The sequence below is a fragment of the Domibacillus sp. DTU_2020_1001157_1_SI_ALB_TIR_016 genome (genome assembly GCF_032341995.1).
Classification (GTDB): domain Bacteria; phylum Bacillota; class Bacilli; order Bacillales; family Domibacillaceae; genus Domibacillus; species Domibacillus indicus_A.
Window position 1 is genome coordinate 1,260,663 of sequence record NZ_CP135439.1, and the last position, 16,678, is coordinate 1,277,340.

Consider the following 16,678-nt stretch of genomic DNA (forward strand, 5'->3'; position numbering starts at 1 on the left):
GTGAATAAAACGGGAGTGAAAACGGTGAGTAAACGGGATTATTATGACGTACTAGGCGTCGGTAAAACAGCTTCAAAAGACGAAATTAAAAAAGCATACCGAAAGCTGTCTAAAAAATATCATCCGGATATCAATAAAGAAGCGGGCGCGGATGAGAAGTTTAAAGAGATTTCGGAAGCTTATGAAGTGCTGAGCGATGAGTCAAAAAGAGCCCAGTACGACCAATTTGGCCACGCAGGCCCGCAGCAGGGCGGATTCGGCGGTGGCGGATTCTCCGGCTTTGGCGGCGGTTTTGATGATATTTTCAGTACCTTTTTCGGCGGTGGAGGCCGCAGACGCGATCCGAATGCGCCCCGTCAGGGAGACGACCTTCAATATACAATGACTTTGACATTTGAAGAAGCGGTTTTCGGGGTGGAAAAAGATATTACCATTCCGAAAGAAGAAGAGTGCGGAACGTGCGACGGAAGCGGTGCGAAGCCGGGCACATCTCCTGAAACGTGCTCACACTGTGGCGGAGCCGGCCAGGTAAATGTGGAGCAAAACACACCATTTGGCCGTGTAGCAACGCGCCGTACTTGTCATCATTGCAGCGGTACAGGCAAAATGATTAAAGATAAATGTTCTACATGTGGCGGAGACGGCCGCGTAACGAAAAACAAAAAAATCAATGTGAAAGTGCCTGCTGGTATTGATGAAGGCCAGCAAATCCGTTTATCCGGGCAGGGAGAAGCCGGTATTAACGGGGGACCTCCAGGCGATTTGTATGTTGTATTCCGGGTGCGCGAACATGAATTATTCGAACGGGACGGCGACGATATTTACTGTGAAATGCCGATCACATTCGTACAGGCTGCTCTTGGTGATGAAATCGAAGTGCCGACGGTTCACGGTAAAGTGAAGCTGAAGATTCCGGCTGGCACACAAAGCGGCACCAGATTCCGTCTGCGCGGCAAGGGCGTAGCCAATGTAAGAGGTTTTGGCACAGGCGATCAGCATGTTTTAGTAAAAGTAATTACACCGGTAAAACTAAATGAAAAGCAAAAACAGCTTCTGCGGGAGTTTGCAGAGGTAAGCGGTGAGCAGCCAAGCGAAGAAGATGGCTTTTTTGATAAAGTAAAACGCGCACTCAAGCGTGATTAAATGGCATGATGGGAGCGGACATATATGAAGTGGTCAGAAATTTGCATTGAAACCGTAAACGATGCAGTTGAACCAATTTCGAATATTTTACATGAGGCAGGGGCGAGCGGTGTTGTCATTGAAGACCGTGCCGAGCTTGATAAGAAGCGGGAAGGCGGCCTTTTCGGTGAATTGTACGAGCTGAACCCGAACGACTACCCGGATGAGGGAGTGGCTGTAAAAGCGTACCTGCCGGTAAACAGTTTTCTGCAGGAGACGGTTGATGATATTACAGCTGCTGTTAAAAATTTGTCTGCTTATCAAATTGATACTGGAAAGCTGCGCGTATCTGTCAGCGAAGTACATGAAGAAGACTGGGCAACAGCATGGAAACAATACTATAATCCGGTAAAAATCTCTGAAAAATTTACGATTGTCCCTACATGGGAAGAGTATGAGCCATTTTCAACCGATGAACTCATCATTGAGCTGGACCCGGGCATGGCATTTGGTACAGGAACGCATCCAACAACCGTAATGTGCCTGCAGGCGCTGGAACGGTTTGTGAAACCAGACCACCATGTGGTGGATGTGGGAACAGGATCAGGGGTGCTGGCTATTGGGGCCGCTCTGCTGGGAGCTTCTCGTGTTACGGCACTTGATTTAGATGAAGTAGCCGTATCAGCAGCACGCCAGAATGTGGCGCTCAACCATGCAGAACACATTGTTACAGTTTCTAAAAACAATTTAATTGACGGAATTGACGACCAGCCCGATGTAGTTGTCTCCAATATTTTAGCGGAAGTAATTATTTCCTTTACCGATGACGTAGCGTCAATCCTGCGTCCGGGCGGATTCTTTATTGCATCCGGTATTATCGGGCAGAAAAAAGACGAGGTTCGCAAAGCGATGACGGATGCTGGTTTATTTATCGAAGAAACCGTAGTCATGGAAGACTGGGTCTGCATCGTCGGCAAAAAAGCGGAATGATAGAGGTGCAAGTATGCAGCGATATTTCTTAACGAGCGGGCAGAATGCAGAAAACATTCATTTTTCAAAAGAAGATGCGCATCACATCCGCCGGGTTATGCGGATGGAAGAAGGAGACCGTGTTTATGCCGTCTTCCCGGAAGGCAAAGCAGGGGTGGCTGTCCTAACGTCTGTAACAGACACCTCTGTTGAAGCAAGAATAGAGGAATGGCTTGAGCAGTCAACGGAAATGCCGGCTGAGGTTGTGGTTGCCTGCGGTCTTGTGAAAGGCGATAAATTCGATTATATTATACAGAAAGGAACAGAACTCGGCGCTGCCGGGTTTGTTCCATTTGAAGCGGAGCGCTCGATCGTAAAGTGGGATCCGAAAAAAGGAGCCAAAAAAACAGAGCGCTGGCAGAAAATTGCTAAAGAAGCGGCGGAACAGTCACACCGAAACCGAATTCCAGACGTAGCAGAACCTGCGTCTATGAAGCAGATGATTGAGCAGTCAAGCACGTTTGATGTGAAAATCTTTGCTTATGAAGAAACAGCTAAATCAGGAGAAATGACGGCATTTTATGAGGCTGTTCATTCATTGAAGCCAGGCGGGCGAATGCTGGTCGTCACCGGTCCGGAAGGCGGGTTTTCTGAAAAAGAAGCGGCTCAGCTGCAGGATTCAGGCTTTATTCCCTGTGCCCTTGGCCCAAGAATTCTTCGGGCAGAAACGGCGCCTTTGTATGTGCTGTCGGCGGTTTCGTTTTATTTAGAATTGAAGAGGTGATCAACATGCCAACAGTGGCATTTCATACATTAGGCTGCAAAGTAAACCATTATGAAACAGAAGCAATCTGGCAGCTGTTTGAGCAGCAAGGCTATGAACGTACAGATTTTGAAAAAACGTCTGACGTTTATGTAATTAATACGTGTACTGTTACCAATACAGGTGACAAAAAAAGCCGGCAGGTGATCCGGCGCGCTGTGCGCAAAAATCCAGATGCGGTTATTTGTGTAACGGGCTGCTATGCGCAGACATCGCCGGCTGAAATTATGGCCATTCCGGGAGTAGATATCGTTGTAGGGACACAGGATCGTGTCAAGATGCTTGATTATATCGAGCAATTTAAAGCAGAGCGCCAGCCGATCAATGCGGTAGGCAATATTATGAAGAATCGTGTGTATGAAGAACTGGATGTGCCGGCATTTACGGACCGGACTCGTGCTTCTTTGAAAATTCAAGAAGGCTGCAATAACTTCTGCACGTTTTGTATTATCCCATGGGCACGCGGCTTAATGCGTTCGCGTGATCCGGAAGAAGTTATTCGTCAGGCAAAACAGCTGGTCGAATCCGGCTATCAGGAAATCGTTTTAACAGGTATTCATACCGGCGGTTACGGATCTGACTTTAAGGATTATAATCTGGCGATGCTTCTTCGTGATCTTGAAGCGAAGGTGCCTGGATTAAAACGAATCCGTATTTCTTCGATTGAAGCAAGTCAGTTAACTGATGAAGTGATCGATGTAATTGACCAGTCAAATATTGTGGTCCGCCACCTGCACATTCCGCTTCAGTCCGGTTCGGACACAGTGTTAAAGCGGATGCGCCGCAAGTATACAATGGCCGCTTTTGCAGACCGCTTAAATCGGCTGAAAAAAGCACTTCCAGGACTTGCTGTAACGTCTGATGTTATTGTGGGCTTCCCGGGTGAAACAGAAGAAGAATTTATGGAGACGTACAACTTCATTCAAGAACATGGCTTCTCCGAGCTGCACGTATTCCCGTATTCAAAACGGACGGGTACGCCGGCAGCCCGAATGGAAGATCAAGTAGATGAAGAAGTGAAAAATGAGCGTGTTCATAAGTTGATCGCCCTGTCCGACCAGCTTGCAAAGGAATACGCAGCCCGTTTTGAAAACGAAGTGCTTGAAGTGATTCCGGAAGAACCGTTCGGAGAAGGCGGAGAAGGCGGAGAAGGACTTTACAGCGGTTATACCGACAATTACTTAAAAGTGGTTTTCCCGGCTACAGAAGACATGGTAGGGAAAATTGTAAAAGTGAAAATTACAAAAGCTGGCTACCCATACAACGAAGGACAATTTGTCCGCGTTCTTGAACCAGTTCACGCATAATCAAAAGCCGGCCGCTGTGCCGGCTTTTTTTGCTGCTGTTTCTCGCAAGCTGCCCAGAATAATGATAAACTAAAGAGGTACGGACAACTAACCGAAAGGGGATCATGAAGATGATTACCGATACATTTGGAAATATTGCTAAAACGATTGACCATACGCTGTTAAAAGCAGATGCCACAAAGGAAGAAATTGCGAAGCTTTGTGAGGAAGCAAACCGGCACGGCTTTGCATCGGTCTGCGTGAATCCAGCGCGAGTTAAGCAGGCGGCCGAACTCCTGCGGGGATCGGAAGTAAAGGTTTGTACAGTGATCGGCTTCCCGCTTGGCGCTACGCTGACGGAAGTAAAAGCGTTTGAAACAAAAGCAGCGATTGAGCACGGAGCGACAGAAGTCGATATGGTGATCAATATCGGCGCTTTAAAAGACGGCGACACGGAAACCGTTCAAAAAGATATCAAAGCGGTTGTGGCTTCCGCGCAGGGAAAAGCGCTTGTAAAAGTGATTATTGAAACAAGCCTGTTAACACAAAAAGAAAAGAAAACAGCATGCGAGCTCGCAGTGGCTGCAGGAGCGGATTATGTTAAAACATCAACCGGCTTTTCAGCGGGCGGAGCAACGGAAGGAGATATACGCTTAATGCGTGAAACGGTCGGGCCTAAAGTAGGCGTAAAAGCTTCAGGAGGCGTTCGTACCCAGCAGGATGCTATGACGATGGTGAAAGCAGGAGCGACACGAATCGGCGCAAGTTCAGGAATCGCCATTGTAACCGGAGTTGAAGGAGAAGCCGGATATTAATTATGAATCTTTTGTAAAGAAAGTTTCTTGACCGAATACTATGCATGTATTATAATAGTGCAGTACATGGAATTTCCATCGTAATGTGTTCGGAGGGAGGGAAAAAGAAATGTCAAAAACTGTTGTTCGCAAAAACGAATCGCTTGAAGATGCTCTTCGCCGTTTCAAGAAAACTGTTTCTAAAACTGGCACCCTGCAGGAGTACAGAAAGCGCGAATTTTATGAAAAACCAAGCGTGAAACGCAAAAAGAAATCAGAAGCAGCTCGTAAACGTAAGTTCTAAGAGGAGGTTTTTATATGAGTCTTCTCGGACGTCTTAATGATGAGATGAAGCAAGCGATGAAGAACAAAGAGAAAGAAAAGCTGACAGTCATCCGCATGCTCAAAGCTGCATTGCAAAATGAAAGTATTAAAGCAGGCGGCCGCGACCTGACAGAAGAGGAAGAACTGACAGTCCTTTCTCGCGAAGTGAAACAGCGCAAAGACTCCCTCCACGAGTTTGAAAAAGCCGGCCGTGAGGATCTTGTGGCCAAAATTCAGACTGAACTGACTTACGTGAACGAATATATGCCGGAACAGCTTTCAGAAGAAGAAGTATCAGCCATTGTGGAAGAAACAATCGCTGAAACAGGCGCTTCTGCAAAATCAGACATGGGGAAAGTGATGGCTGCGCTTATGCCAAAAGTAAAAGGCAAAGCAGATGGATCACTTGTCAATCGTCTTGTTCAGCAAAAGCTTTCCTAAAAAGCTGCCGTCCTTAATTGGGCGGCAGTTTTTTTATTTTATTTTATGAAACTTTTTTCCTGTTTATTCCGTATAAATAAGAAACAACCTACAGAAAGGCGGTGAAATCAAGTGACATGAGAAACTGGACAGGGCTGCTTGCAGGTTTTCCAGTTTTAACGGCCTTTAACTGGAGTGACCGGTTTATTGAGTTTGCTACACACCCTATTACGGTCATGATTTTGTTATCCGTTATGCTGGCAGGCTTTATTTTGGAATTGTTTACACCAGGCTTCGGACTGCCCGGGATGGCTGCCACCCTTGCATTAATCATCTTTATAGCAGGCCATATGATGTCAGGTGATGCCGGGATATCAACCGTGCTGCTTATCATTGTTGGTGTTCTTTTTATTCTGGCCGAAGTCATTTTACCAGGCGGGGTTATCGGTTTTTTAGGCTTTCTCCTCTTTGCCGCAGGAGTGCTTTTTGCCGGTGCAAGCATGCTATGGATGGCCGTTTCCCTATTGATCGCCTTTTTAGTAGCAACTGCAGTACTGATTTTGATGGTAAAGGTGTTGGGAAAAGAAATGAAATTTTTTAAAAAGTTTATTTTAAGTGATTCGACGGATACTGAACACGGCTATGTATCGAATGTGACGCGCACAGACTTAATCGGGAAAACAGGTAAAACGAAAACACCTCTGCGTCCATCAGGGACGGTTGTGATTGACGGAGAGCGCATTGATGCGGTGGCAGAAGGCGTTTTCATTCCCGCCGGGGTAGAGGTAGCCGTCGTGAAAACAGAAGGTGTCCGGGTTGTTGTCAGAGAAATGGAGTCTTAAAGGAGGAAGGATCGTATGGTTGTAGGAAATACCGTTCTTTTAATTGCTGTTGTGATTGGAGTCATTATTTTACTCAGTATTTTATTAACACTTGTGCCGGTCGCGCTTTGGATTTCTGCCCTGGCAGCCGGTGTGAAAATTAGTATCTTTACATTGGTTGGTATGCGGCTGCGCCGGGTTATACCAAGCCGTGTTGTGAATCCGCTTATTAAAGCATCCAAAGCGGGCCTTGGCTTAACCATTAATCAGCTTGAGAGCCATTATTTAGCCGGGGGCAACGTTGACCGTGTGGTAAATGCGCTGATTGCCGCTCATCGTGCCAATATCGACCTGACGTTTGAACGGGCGGCTGCGATTGACCTCGCTGGCCGTGACGTACTGGAAGCTGTTCAAATGAGTGTTAATCCGAAAGTGATTGAAACACCTTTTATTGCTGGGGTTGCCATGAATGGAATCGAAGTAAAAGCAAAAGCGCGTATTACAGTTCGGGCCAATATTGACCGCCTTGTCGGGGGAGCCGGGGAAGAAACCATTGTGGCCCGTGTAGGTGAAGGGATCGTTTCGACCATTGGTTCAAGCGATCATCATAAAAAAGTGCTGGAAAACCCGGATATGATTTCACAGACGGTGTTAAATAAAGGGCTGGATTCCGGCACTGCATTTGAAATTTTGTCTATTGATATCGCAGATGTGGATATCGGCAAAAATATCGGTGCCGAACTGCAGACAGAACAGGCAGAAGCCGATAAAAATATTGCTCAGGCAAAAGCAGAAGAACGCCGTGCAATGGCGGTAGCGAAAGAGCAGGAAATGAAAGCGCGCGTAGAAGAAATGCGGGCAAAAGTTGTAGAAGCAGAGGCAGATGTACCCCGTGCGATGGGAGAAGCATTGCGTGCCGGTAATATTGGCGTGATGGACTATTTAAATATCCAAAATCTTTCTGCGGACACAGATATGCGTGATGCAATCAGCGGTCTTGGAGAAAAGAAAAAAGATCATAATCAGGATTAATCCAATGTAAAAGGGGGTCATCGCAATAGAAGCACTTATTATTGCCGTTATTGCCGGTTTGATCTCAATGCTTTTTAATAAAAAAGAAAAGCAGGAAACGCCTAAACGCAATAAACAAAAAGTAGAAAGAAAAATAAAAGATACAGCGGCCTCGCTTGAGGAACAAGGCAAGAAAATGATGCCTATTGAAGAAAAAGAGCAGCCACGCGTACAAAAAGAAGGCAAAGCAGAAGAAAGAACACCCCGCCCCGCTCCAAAACATCGAACAAAAAAACAAGAGCCGATCTCGGTCATTGATACATGGACGGGAGAAGACATGATAAAAGGGATTATCTTGTCTGAAGTTCTTGGTCCGCCAAAGTCGAAGCGTAAAAAGTGATGAGTGCCCCTTTTTTTTCATAGATATATGAAAAAGAAAGGGGCGCTTTTAATGAAATGGATGGGGAAAATGGCCGGACTGCCGGAAGATGCTATCGGCCGCATTCCGAGAGTAGTGGTCATTGGCATGAATAAAGTAGCGGTTTACAATGCCGAAAAGCTTGAGCAATTTACTGACCGGACTGTGCGCATCCAGCTGTCGGATGCTGTGCTTGAAATACAGGGGAAATCACTTGAGGTCCTGGAACTCATGCCCTCTGAAGTGGTCATTGAAGGAACCATGACAAGCGTTTGCTTAAAGGAAAAACGATTTGGCTGACTTTTTTGTAAAAGGCGCTGTAACCGTGCTGGTCAGAGGAGAAGAGGCCCCTTTATTTCCTGGCAGACTGCACCAGCGCGGCGTCACCTTAAAAAACATTCAGTACAGCCGCCAAAATGAAGTTCAATTCACCCTGTGCCTTAAAGACATAAGCAAGCTTCGGCAGGAAGCAAGACGCTTTTCAGGCACCGTTCGGTTCAAGGAACGGACTGGCCTTCCTTTTTTGAAAAAGCGTGTCATCCGCTATGCGCCATTTCTCATTGCCAGCCTTTGCTTTTTTCTAGTGATGGTTTTGCTGTCTGCGATGATTATTCGAATCGATATACAGGGGGCGAATGACGAACTGGAAAGAGACGTTCGGGCTTTTTTGAAAAAAGAAGGAATCCGTGAAGGAGCGATTCGCCTGAACGATGTAGATACCGAAGCGATATCCAGGCGTGCCGTGCAGGATATACCCGGTGTAGTGCGTTTTTTAATTCAAAAAAAAGGAGTCGTGTATGTAGTGGATGTTTCCTCGGAACATCCGCCTCCGCGCGATACGGCTAAAACACGGCATGTAAGGGCTGTAAAATCGGGTGTTATTCAGGATATGTTTATTAAGTACGGTGTGTCGGAAGTGCAGCGCGGTGATTTTGTAGAAGCAGGAGACCGGCTGATTAAGGGGACGAAAAAAAAGCCGGCTTCCGGGACCGTTACGGCAGAAACATGGTATAAAGCAACCGTTACGCTTGGAGGCGGCGCATTAAAAACGAGAAATGGGGAAAATAGAAAACATATCTTCTTTTCAATTGGCGAAAAAGAGTATGCCTTATGGAAGCCCTCGTCTTTGAAAGGGTCTGTTCAGAGGGAGGAAAACCGCTATTCTTTTCACTTTTTTTCTTATCAGCTTCCTTTTTCTGTGCGGACTGAAACAGAGTATGCATTAAAGCCGGCTGGAACAGTGGAAACGGAAGCGGAACAAGAAGAAAGAGCCGTTCAGGCAGCGAAAGCGACATTGATGGCTAAACTTCCTAAAGAAGCAGAAGTGGTAGGCGAAAACGTTTTACAGAAGCGGTCTGAAAGTGGTAAAGTAAAGGTGATTATACACTTCCAAGTACTTGAAAATATTGCAATTAACTAACGTGTCAGCTAAGGAGAATGATTGAATGCAGGAAGAATTGAAGTCAGCAGCCGTCGCTCTCGGCGACCAAAACGAAGCCGTCCTATTATTCGGCGTTTCTGATCGTCATTTAACGATCATGGAAGAAGAATTCCACGTATCAATGGTAACACGGGGAGAAGCGGTTCATTTATCTGGAACTGCGGAAAACGTTGAAAAAGCACGGATAGTGGTGGAGCAGCTGCTTGCTGTCATTCGCAAGCAAATCAATATAAGTGAACGCGATGTCATTAATGCTGTTCAAATGGCTAAAAATGGCACAATTGAATATTTAGATGAACTGTATGAAGAAGAAATCACAAAGAATGCGAAAGGAAAGTCTATTCGCATTAAAACGCTGGGCCAGCGGGATTACATCGAAGCCATTCGCAGCAGGGACATTGTTTTTGGCATCGGGCCCGCTGGAACCGGTAAAACATACCTTGCCGTTGTAATGGCTGTGCGTGCATTGAAAAACAGCCAGGTGAAACGAATTATTTTAACACGCCCGGCCGTTGAGGCAGGCGAAAGCCTTGGCTTTCTGCCAGGAGACTTAAAGGAAAAAGTCGATCCGTACCTGCGTCCGTTATATGATGCGCTTCATGATGTTCTTGGTGCAGAACATACCGAGCGTATGATTGAACGGGGAACGATCGAAGTGGCGCCGCTTGCTTATATGCGGGGCCGTACGCTTGATGATGCTTTTGTTATTTTAGATGAAGCGCAAAATACAACGAATGCACAAATGAAGATGTTTTTAACGCGTCTCGGTTTCGGCTCTAAAATGGTTATCACAGGTGACCGCACACAAATTGACCTGCCAAAAGGCGCTGCTTCAGGTCTTGTGTCAGCAGAACAGGTGCTTGGAAACACTTCTGGCATTTCGTTTATTCATTTAACAGGGACGGATGTTGTGCGTCATCCACTTGTGGCAAAAGTCATTACAGCATATGAAAAAGCGGAAAAAGGAGATGGCCAGCATGGCACTCGTCGTTGATTTTTTGGACGAAACGAACAAGCTTGAAGAAGGAGTAGAAAAGCTTGCTGAAGAACTGCTTCAGCTGGCAGCTGAGAAAGAAGCTGTGCCAGACGGCAGTGAAGTTTCTGTCACGTTTGTAACGAACGAGCGGATTCAGGAAATTAACCGGGATTATCGGGACAAGGATGCCCCGACTGACGTGATTTCATTTGCTCTTGAAGAAATGGGCGAAGATGAAGTGACGATCACTGGAACAGATATGCCCCGTATATTAGGCGATATCATTATTTCCATTGACCGGGCAAAGGAGCAGGCGGAAGAATACGGCCACTCCTTTGAACGGGAGCTTGGCTTTTTAACGGTCCACGGGTTTTTGCATCTTCTTGGGTATGACCATATGAATGAACAAGACGAAAAAGAGATGATCAGCCGCCAAAAAGATATTTTGGATGCGTATGGACTTGAAAGATAAACGGTCTTTTCACATAAAAAGACTTTTTTCTTCTTTCCGCTTCGCTGGAAATGGGCTGAAGCTCGCTTTGTCTGAACCGAATATGCGCGTGCATATTGCTGCAGGTATATTGATATCTGCAGCCGGTTTTATTTTTGAGCTTACCCGAACGGAATGGTGTGTAATGCTTTTAACGATAGCAGGTGTTATGTCACTTGAAATGGTGAATACAGCGATTGAAAAAACAGTGGATCTTGTCACGGAAGAATACAGGCCGCTCGCAAAAATGGCGAAAGACCTGGCAGCGGGAGCCGTTCTGCTTTTTGCTATTGCAGCGGTGATCATTGGCTGCCTTTTATTTATTCCGAAACTTTAATGAGGTGAATGAACATGAATCAACAACAGCTTATGGAAGCGGCAAAGCAGGCGCGTGAACGAGCGTACGTTCCTTACTCGAACTTTAAAGTAGGCGCTGCACTGCTGACAAAAGATGGGCAGATATTTGGCGGATGCAATATTGAAAATGCCGCATATGGCGTTGTGAACTGCGCTGAACGTACCGCTATTTTTAAAGCTTGGTCTGAAGGCGCAAGCGAGTATGCAGCCATTGCTGTTGTAGCAGACACGAACCGGCCTGTGCCGCCGTGCGGAGCGTGCCGGCAGGTAATCGCGGAGCTTTGCCCGCCAGACATGCCGGTTATTTTAACAAATTTGAAAGGCGACGTGCAGACACTGACCGTAGCAGAGCTTTTGCCGGGCGCTTTTTCACCGGAGGATTTAAATGGAGAATAACACACACAAATCAGGATTTATTTCTATTATCGGCCGCCCGAATGTCGGTAAGTCAACTTTTTTAAATCGGGTAATCGGCCAGAAAATCGCCATTATGAGCGACAAGCCTCAGACAACCCGTAACAAAGTGCAGGGCGTTTTAACAACAGAGAACGCCCAAATGGTGTTTATCGATACGCCGGGGATTCATAAGCCGAAGCATAAGCTTGGGGATTTTATGATGAAAACCGCTGTCAATACGTTAAAGGAAGTCGATCTTATTCTTTTTATGATCAACGCAGAAGAAGGATTTGGCGGAGGCGATGAATTTATTATCGACAAGCTGAAAGACGTGAAAACACCTATTTTTCTTGTCATTAATAAAATTGATCGTATTCATCCGGACAAATTGATGGAATTAATCGTACAATACAAAGAATTTCTTCCATTTGCTGAGATTGTGCCGATTTCAGCGCTTGAAGGAAATAATGTAGACCGTTTGCTTGAGCAAGTGGAGAAAATGCTGCCGGAAGGCCCGCAGTACTATCCGGCTGATCAAGTAACCGATCACCCTGAGCGCTTTATTGTTTCAGAATTAATTCGTGAAAAAGTGCTGCATTTAACTCGTGAAGAAGTGCCGCACTCGATTGCGGTTGTGATTGATAAAATTTCCAAGCGTGATGGCAAAGATATGATCGACGTGATGGCGACCATTATTGTGGAACGGGATTCACAAAAAGGAATTGTCATCGGCAAGCAAGGAGCGCTTTTAAAAGAAATCGGCAAGCGTTCACGCCGGGATATTGAGTACTTGCTCGGTTCAAAAGTATTTTTAGAGCTCTGGGTAAAAGTACAAAAAGACTGGCGCAACAAAGCAGCAAACTTACGTGACTTCGGTTTTAAAGAAGACGAATATTAAGGGCTTGAGAAGGAGTGGGCAGCATGCTTGAAAAGTGGGAAGGCATCGTGCTCCGGACCAATGATTATGGAGAAACGAATAAAATTGTCACCATGCTGACACGTGAAAAAGGAAAAAGAGGGGCAGTGGCGCGGGGGGCCAAAAAAACAAACAGCCGGCTTTCCGGTGTTACCCAGCCGTTTACACATGGACATTTTCTTGTGCAGGGCGGCCGCGGGCTTGGCACCATGCAGCAGGGAGAAACGCTTGATTCCATGCGCCATATTCGGGAAGACTTGCTAAAAACAGCTTATGCGGCCTACATTGTTGAGATGACTGACCGAACGACCGAGGATGGTGAAGGGGGCGCACCGCTGTTTGAGCTCGTTCGTAAAAGTCTGGTGTACATCAACGAAGGGATGGACCCGGCTATTGTGACCAATATTTTCGAAATGAAAATGCTGGCTCACGTCGGGCTCCGGCCTGAGCTTTCTTCCTGTGCCGTATGCGGTAAAACAGAAGGGCGTTTTGGCTTCTCTATTCGGGAAAACGGCTTAATCTGCCACCGCTGTTTTGACAAAGATCCTTACTATCTTCCGCTTACCCCAGCCGCGATCCGCCTGCTGAGGCTTTTTTACTTTTTCGACCTGGACCGCCTTGGCTCTATTGATGTGAAGGAATCAACGAAAAAAGAGCTGCGATCGGCTATTTCCATGTATTATGACGAGTATGCCGGCTTGTTTTTAAAATCGCGCCGGTTCTTGGAACAAATGGAACGGTTTGAAAATGTCTTTAAAAAAGATGAGGCGGATGATTGACAAAAAGATCGTTATGCATTACCGTTTAATAGACAAAAGCAAATAATCAAGTGCAGTGAAGGAAACAAGTAAGCGTGATTTTTCTTTTCAAGCGAGCCTGGGGCGGTGCGAGCCAGGTAAAGAAACAGGCTGAAGAGGCACTCTGGAGCACGTTTTAAAGAAAGCGGCCATTTGGCAAATAGGGTGGAACCGCGGGCAAAAGCCCGTCCCTATGTACACAATTTTGTGCTACATAGGGACGGGCTTTTTGTTGTTAAAATAACTTTTTTCTTTAAATGATTTTCCAGCTTTCGATACGATCAGGTCGAGAGACGTCCTGCGCTTTATTAATAAAAAGGAGGAAGTAAAGTGAATATTCAAGAGATGATTTTAACGCTCCAGAAGCATTGGTCAGATCAAGGCTGCATTTTAATGCAGGCGTACGATGTGGAAAAAGGAGCAGGTACGATGAGCCCTTATACATTTTTGCGGGCTATTGGGCCAGAGCCGTGGAATGTAGCTTATGTGGAGCCGTCCCGCCGTCCGGCAGATGGCCGTTATGGAGACAATCCAAACCGTTTGTATCAGCACCATCAGTTTCAAGTTATTATGAAGCCGTCTCCAGACAATATTCAGGAATTGTATTTGGATTCATTAAAAGCGCTTGGTATTGATCCGCTTGAACATGATATCCGTTTTGTAGAAGATAACTGGGAAAACCCGTCGCTTGGCTGCGCTGGCCTTGGCTGGGAAGTATGGCTTGATGGAATGGAAATCACTCAATTTACGTATTTCCAGCAGGTTGGAGGACTTGAGTGCAAGCCGGTGTCCGTTGAAATTACGTATGGTATTGAACGTCTGGCTTCTTATATTCAAGACAAAGAAAATGTTTTTGAACTGGAATGGACAAACGGATTTACCGTGCACGACATTTTTTACCAGCCGGAATTTGAGCATTCAAAATATACATTTGAAACGTCTGATCCAGATATGCTCTTTAACTTGTTCAGCGTATACGAAAAAGAAGCGAAACGCCAAATGGACGAGGGACTTGTTCATCCGGCATACGATTATGTGTTGAAATGTTCGCACGTTTTTAACGTACTTGATGCCCGGGGAGCCATTTCGGTTACGGAACGGACAGCTTACATTGGACGGATGCGGAATCTTGCCCGTCAAGTAGCAAAAACATTTTATGAAGAGCGGGAAAAATTAGGCTTCCCGATTTTAAACCGGAAAGGGGACGCGGCTCATGAGTAAAGATCTTTTATTGGAAATCGGCCTGGAGGAAATGCCGGCCCGTTTTGTAACGCAGTCCATGAAGCAGCTGGGCGATAAAACAGCCGCTTTTTTAACAGAGCTAAACATCAGCTTTGGAGATGTTCAAACATACTCGACGCCAAGACGTCTTGCTGTCCTTGTGAAAAATGTCTCGGAAGCACAGGAAGATATTAATGAAGAAGCGAAAGGCCCGGCTAAAAAAATTGCGCAGACAGAAGATGGCGAATGGTCAAAAGCGGCTATCGGCTTTGCAAAAGGCCAGGGTATGACAGCAGATGATATTTACTTTAAAGAAATAAAGGGTGTTGAATACGCGCATGTTAAAAAGTTCGTCAAAGGACAGGAAACAGCCGCGCTTCTTTCAGGACTTGAAGATGTTGTGCTTTCTTTAACATTCGGCAAAAACATGCGGTGGGGCTCCAATGACATTCGCTACGTGCGTCCGATTAAATGGGTAGCAGCCCTGTTTGGACAGAACGTCATTTCATTCAAGGTAGCAAATGTTGAAGCCGGAAATCAAACGGCGGGGCACCGGTTCCTGGGCACGTCAGCCCTTATTTCAGAGCCAGCAGCATATGTGGATACGTTAAAAGGCGAATTTGTCGTTGCAGATCCTGATGAACGCCGCAGCATGATCCTGGCCCAATTAAAAGAGCTGGAAAATCAAAATAACTGGTCCATTCCTGTAGATGAATCGCTTTTAGAGGAAGTGAATAACCTCGTCGAATATCCTACGGCGCTTTCCGGTTCATTCAATGAAGCGTTTCTGGATCTGCCGGAAGAAGTGCTGATTACGTCTATGAAAGAGCACCAGCGTTACTTCCCGGTTAAAGATGCAGACGGTACGCTGCTGCCTCATTTTATTACCGTCCGCAACGGCAATACTCATGCGATTGAGAAAGTCGCACGCGGCAACGAGAAAGTATTGCGTGCCCGTTTAGCAGATGCCGACTTCTTTTACAAAGAAGATCAGAAAACACCGATTGCAGATTCTCTTCAAAAGCTGGAAAGAATTGTGTATCACGAAAAAATTGGCACACTGTCAGAAAAAGTGTCCCGAATTCGCCGTATTACAGCAAGTCTCGCCCAGTTAATCGATGCAACAGACGAAGTAAAAGCGTTGGCAGACCGCGCAGCAGAAATTTGCAAGTTTGACCTTGTCACACAAATGGTGTATGAATTTCCAGAGCTGCAAGGCGTGATGGGTGAAAAATATGCCCGTCAAAAAGGTGAAAAAGAAGAAGTAGCTGTGGCGGTTAATGAGCACTATATGCCGCGTTCAGCAGATGATGCCGTTCCAGCAACGAAAACAGGCGCCCTTGTCAGTATCGCAGATAAGCTTGATACAATTACGGCCTGCTTCGCAGTTGGAATTATCCCGACCGGCTCTCAAGATCCGTACGCCCTCCGCCGTCAGGCAGCAGGTATTGTACAGACGATGCTGGAGCAGAACTGGAATGTACCGCTTGAAGACGTGATTGCTGCTGCGATTAAAGAAGTGCTTGCAGACCATGTGGGCGATAAAACAGCCGAAACGCTTCAAGAGGAAATCAGCTCTTTCTTCTCGCTTCGTGTAAAGCATATTCTTCAGGAAAAAGGCATTCGATATGACATTATTGATGCTGTTTTAACAAAAGCAGGAACGCTGAAGAACATGGAAGAAACAGCTGCGGTGTTAATGGCCCATAAAGAAGATGATGATTTCAAAGAAACGATGGAAGCGCTGAGCCGTATTGTGAATATTTCAAGAAAAGCAGCCGGTGAACACACGGTAAATCCATCATTGTTTAAAAACGACCAGGAAGCAGCATTGTATAAAGGATATGAGACGTTACAAAGTGAATGGAATCAGACGGCATCAGCGAAAGCCCGTTACAGCCTTCTTGCTTCCTTAAAGCCGGCTATTAAAGATTATTTTGATCACACAATGGTCATGGCAGAAGACGAGGCACTTAAACAAAACCGCTTAGCGATGATGACGCATCTGGCCCGCTTTATTCTTGACTTCGCAGAAGTGCCGGCTGTTCTTGTAAAATAAACCGGCCCATCCTGCGGTGCCCGCTGTTGAATCAGGA

At 46.0% G+C, this 16,678-nt stretch carries 20 protein-coding genes; all 20 read left to right on the plus strand.

Going from position 1 to position 16,678, the window contains the following annotated elements; all coding sequences use genetic code 11:
- The first annotated feature begins 24 nt into the window (after nucleotides 1-24).
- The 20 genes from dnaJ to glyS all read left to right on the plus strand — a co-directional run bounded on the left by dnaJ (nucleotide 25) and on the right by glyS (nucleotide 16,641).
- Nucleotides 25-1,143, plus strand: a complete 1,119-nt coding sequence (dnaJ, locus tag RRU94_RS14210) for a molecular chaperone DnaJ (protein ID WP_315695060.1) — start codon at nucleotides 25-27, stop codon at nucleotides 1,141-1,143.
- Between the two features lie 24 nt (nucleotides 1,144-1,167).
- The gene (gene prmA, locus RRU94_RS14215) at nucleotides 1,168-2,112 is read left to right on the plus strand and encodes a 50S ribosomal protein L11 methyltransferase (RefSeq protein ID WP_315695063.1); all 945 of its coding nucleotides are present in this window, start codon (nucleotides 1,168-1,170) and stop codon (nucleotides 2,110-2,112) included.
- Nucleotides 2,113-2,125: 13 nt separating this feature from the next.
- Nucleotides 2,126-2,875 (plus strand): 16S rRNA (uracil(1498)-N(3))-methyltransferase, encoded by a 750-nt coding sequence (locus RRU94_RS14220; protein WP_315695065.1) that lies wholly within the window; start codon nucleotides 2,126-2,128, stop codon nucleotides 2,873-2,875.
- 5 nt (nucleotides 2,876-2,880) lie between these two features.
- Nucleotides 2,881-4,221 (plus strand): tRNA (N(6)-L-threonylcarbamoyladenosine(37)-C(2))-methylthiotransferase MtaB, encoded by a 1,341-nt coding sequence (mtaB, locus tag RRU94_RS14225; protein WP_315695067.1) that lies wholly within the window; start codon nucleotides 2,881-2,883, stop codon nucleotides 4,219-4,221.
- Between the two features lie 110 nt (nucleotides 4,222-4,331).
- On the plus strand, nucleotides 4,332-5,015 hold the full coding sequence (gene deoC / locus RRU94_RS14230; RefSeq protein WP_315695069.1) for a deoxyribose-phosphate aldolase: 684 nt from the start codon (nucleotides 4,332-4,334) through the stop codon (nucleotides 5,013-5,015).
- Between the two features lie 109 nt (nucleotides 5,016-5,124).
- A complete protein-coding gene (gene rpsU, locus RRU94_RS14235; protein WP_018393973.1) occupies nucleotides 5,125-5,298 on the plus strand; it encodes a 30S ribosomal protein S21 in 174 nt (57 codons plus the stop codon).
- 14 nt (nucleotides 5,299-5,312) lie between these two features.
- Nucleotides 5,313-5,759: a GatB/YqeY domain-containing protein gene (locus tag RRU94_RS14240; RefSeq protein WP_242233417.1), complete on the plus strand. Its 447-nt coding sequence runs from the start codon at nucleotides 5,313-5,315 to the stop codon at nucleotides 5,757-5,759.
- 116 nt (nucleotides 5,760-5,875) lie between these two features.
- Nucleotides 5,876-6,580 (plus strand): NfeD family protein, encoded by a 705-nt coding sequence (locus RRU94_RS14245; protein WP_315695078.1) that lies wholly within the window; start codon nucleotides 5,876-5,878, stop codon nucleotides 6,578-6,580.
- A gap of 15 nt (nucleotides 6,581-6,595) precedes the next feature.
- Nucleotides 6,596-7,591, plus strand: a complete 996-nt coding sequence (floA, locus tag RRU94_RS14250; RefSeq protein ID WP_251271066.1) for a flotillin-like protein FloA — start codon at nucleotides 6,596-6,598, stop codon at nucleotides 7,589-7,591.
- A gap of 67 nt (nucleotides 7,592-7,658) precedes the next feature.
- On the plus strand, nucleotides 7,659-7,970 hold the full coding sequence (locus RRU94_RS14255; protein ID WP_315695081.1) for a hypothetical protein: 312 nt from the start codon (nucleotides 7,659-7,661) through the stop codon (nucleotides 7,968-7,970).
- Nucleotides 7,971-8,021: 51 nt separating this feature from the next.
- On the plus strand, nucleotides 8,022-8,288 hold the full coding sequence (locus RRU94_RS14260; RefSeq protein WP_251271064.1) for a YabP/YqfC family sporulation protein: 267 nt from the start codon (nucleotides 8,022-8,024) through the stop codon (nucleotides 8,286-8,288).
- On the plus strand, nucleotides 8,281-9,408 hold the full coding sequence (locus RRU94_RS14265; RefSeq protein ID WP_315695084.1) for a sporulation protein YqfD: 1,128 nt from the start codon (nucleotides 8,281-8,283) through the stop codon (nucleotides 9,406-9,408). The genes RRU94_RS14260 and RRU94_RS14265 overlap by 8 nt, the downstream gene beginning before the upstream one ends.
- A gap of 25 nt (nucleotides 9,409-9,433) precedes the next feature.
- Entirely contained in the window at nucleotides 9,434-10,423 is a 990-nt protein-coding gene (locus RRU94_RS14270) for a PhoH family protein (protein WP_315695087.1), read from the plus strand.
- The gene (ybeY, locus tag RRU94_RS14275) at nucleotides 10,407-10,877 is read left to right on the plus strand and encodes an rRNA maturation RNase YbeY (protein WP_315695089.1); all 471 of its coding nucleotides are present in this window, start codon (nucleotides 10,407-10,409) and stop codon (nucleotides 10,875-10,877) included. Before RRU94_RS14270 ends, ybeY begins: the two co-directional genes overlap by 17 nt.
- The gene (locus tag RRU94_RS14280) at nucleotides 10,861-11,232 is read left to right on the plus strand and encodes a diacylglycerol kinase family protein (protein WP_315695966.1); all 372 of its coding nucleotides are present in this window, start codon (nucleotides 10,861-10,863) and stop codon (nucleotides 11,230-11,232) included. Before ybeY ends, RRU94_RS14280 begins: the two co-directional genes overlap by 17 nt.
- A 14-nt stretch (nucleotides 11,233-11,246) precedes the next feature.
- Complete coding sequence (locus RRU94_RS14285; RefSeq protein ID WP_242233424.1) at nucleotides 11,247-11,648, plus strand: cytidine deaminase; 402 nt, start codon at nucleotides 11,247-11,249, stop codon at nucleotides 11,646-11,648.
- Entirely contained in the window at nucleotides 11,638-12,546 is a 909-nt protein-coding gene (gene era / locus RRU94_RS14290; RefSeq protein WP_315695092.1) for a GTPase Era, read from the plus strand. Before RRU94_RS14285 ends, era begins: the two co-directional genes overlap by 11 nt.
- 23 nt (nucleotides 12,547-12,569) lie before the next feature.
- Nucleotides 12,570-13,343, plus strand: coding sequence for a DNA repair protein RecO (recO, locus tag RRU94_RS14295; protein ID WP_315695095.1), 774 nt, complete (start codon nucleotides 12,570-12,572; stop codon nucleotides 13,341-13,343).
- A gap of 348 nt (nucleotides 13,344-13,691) precedes the next feature.
- Entirely contained in the window at nucleotides 13,692-14,582 is an 891-nt protein-coding gene (gene glyQ, locus RRU94_RS14300; protein ID WP_242233427.1) for a glycine--tRNA ligase subunit alpha, read from the plus strand.
- Nucleotides 14,575-16,641: a glycine--tRNA ligase subunit beta gene (glyS, locus tag RRU94_RS14305; protein ID WP_315695098.1), complete on the plus strand. Its 2,067-nt coding sequence runs from the start codon at nucleotides 14,575-14,577 to the stop codon at nucleotides 16,639-16,641. Before glyQ ends, glyS begins: the two co-directional genes overlap by 8 nt.
- Nucleotides 16,642-16,678 lie beyond the last annotated feature (37 nt).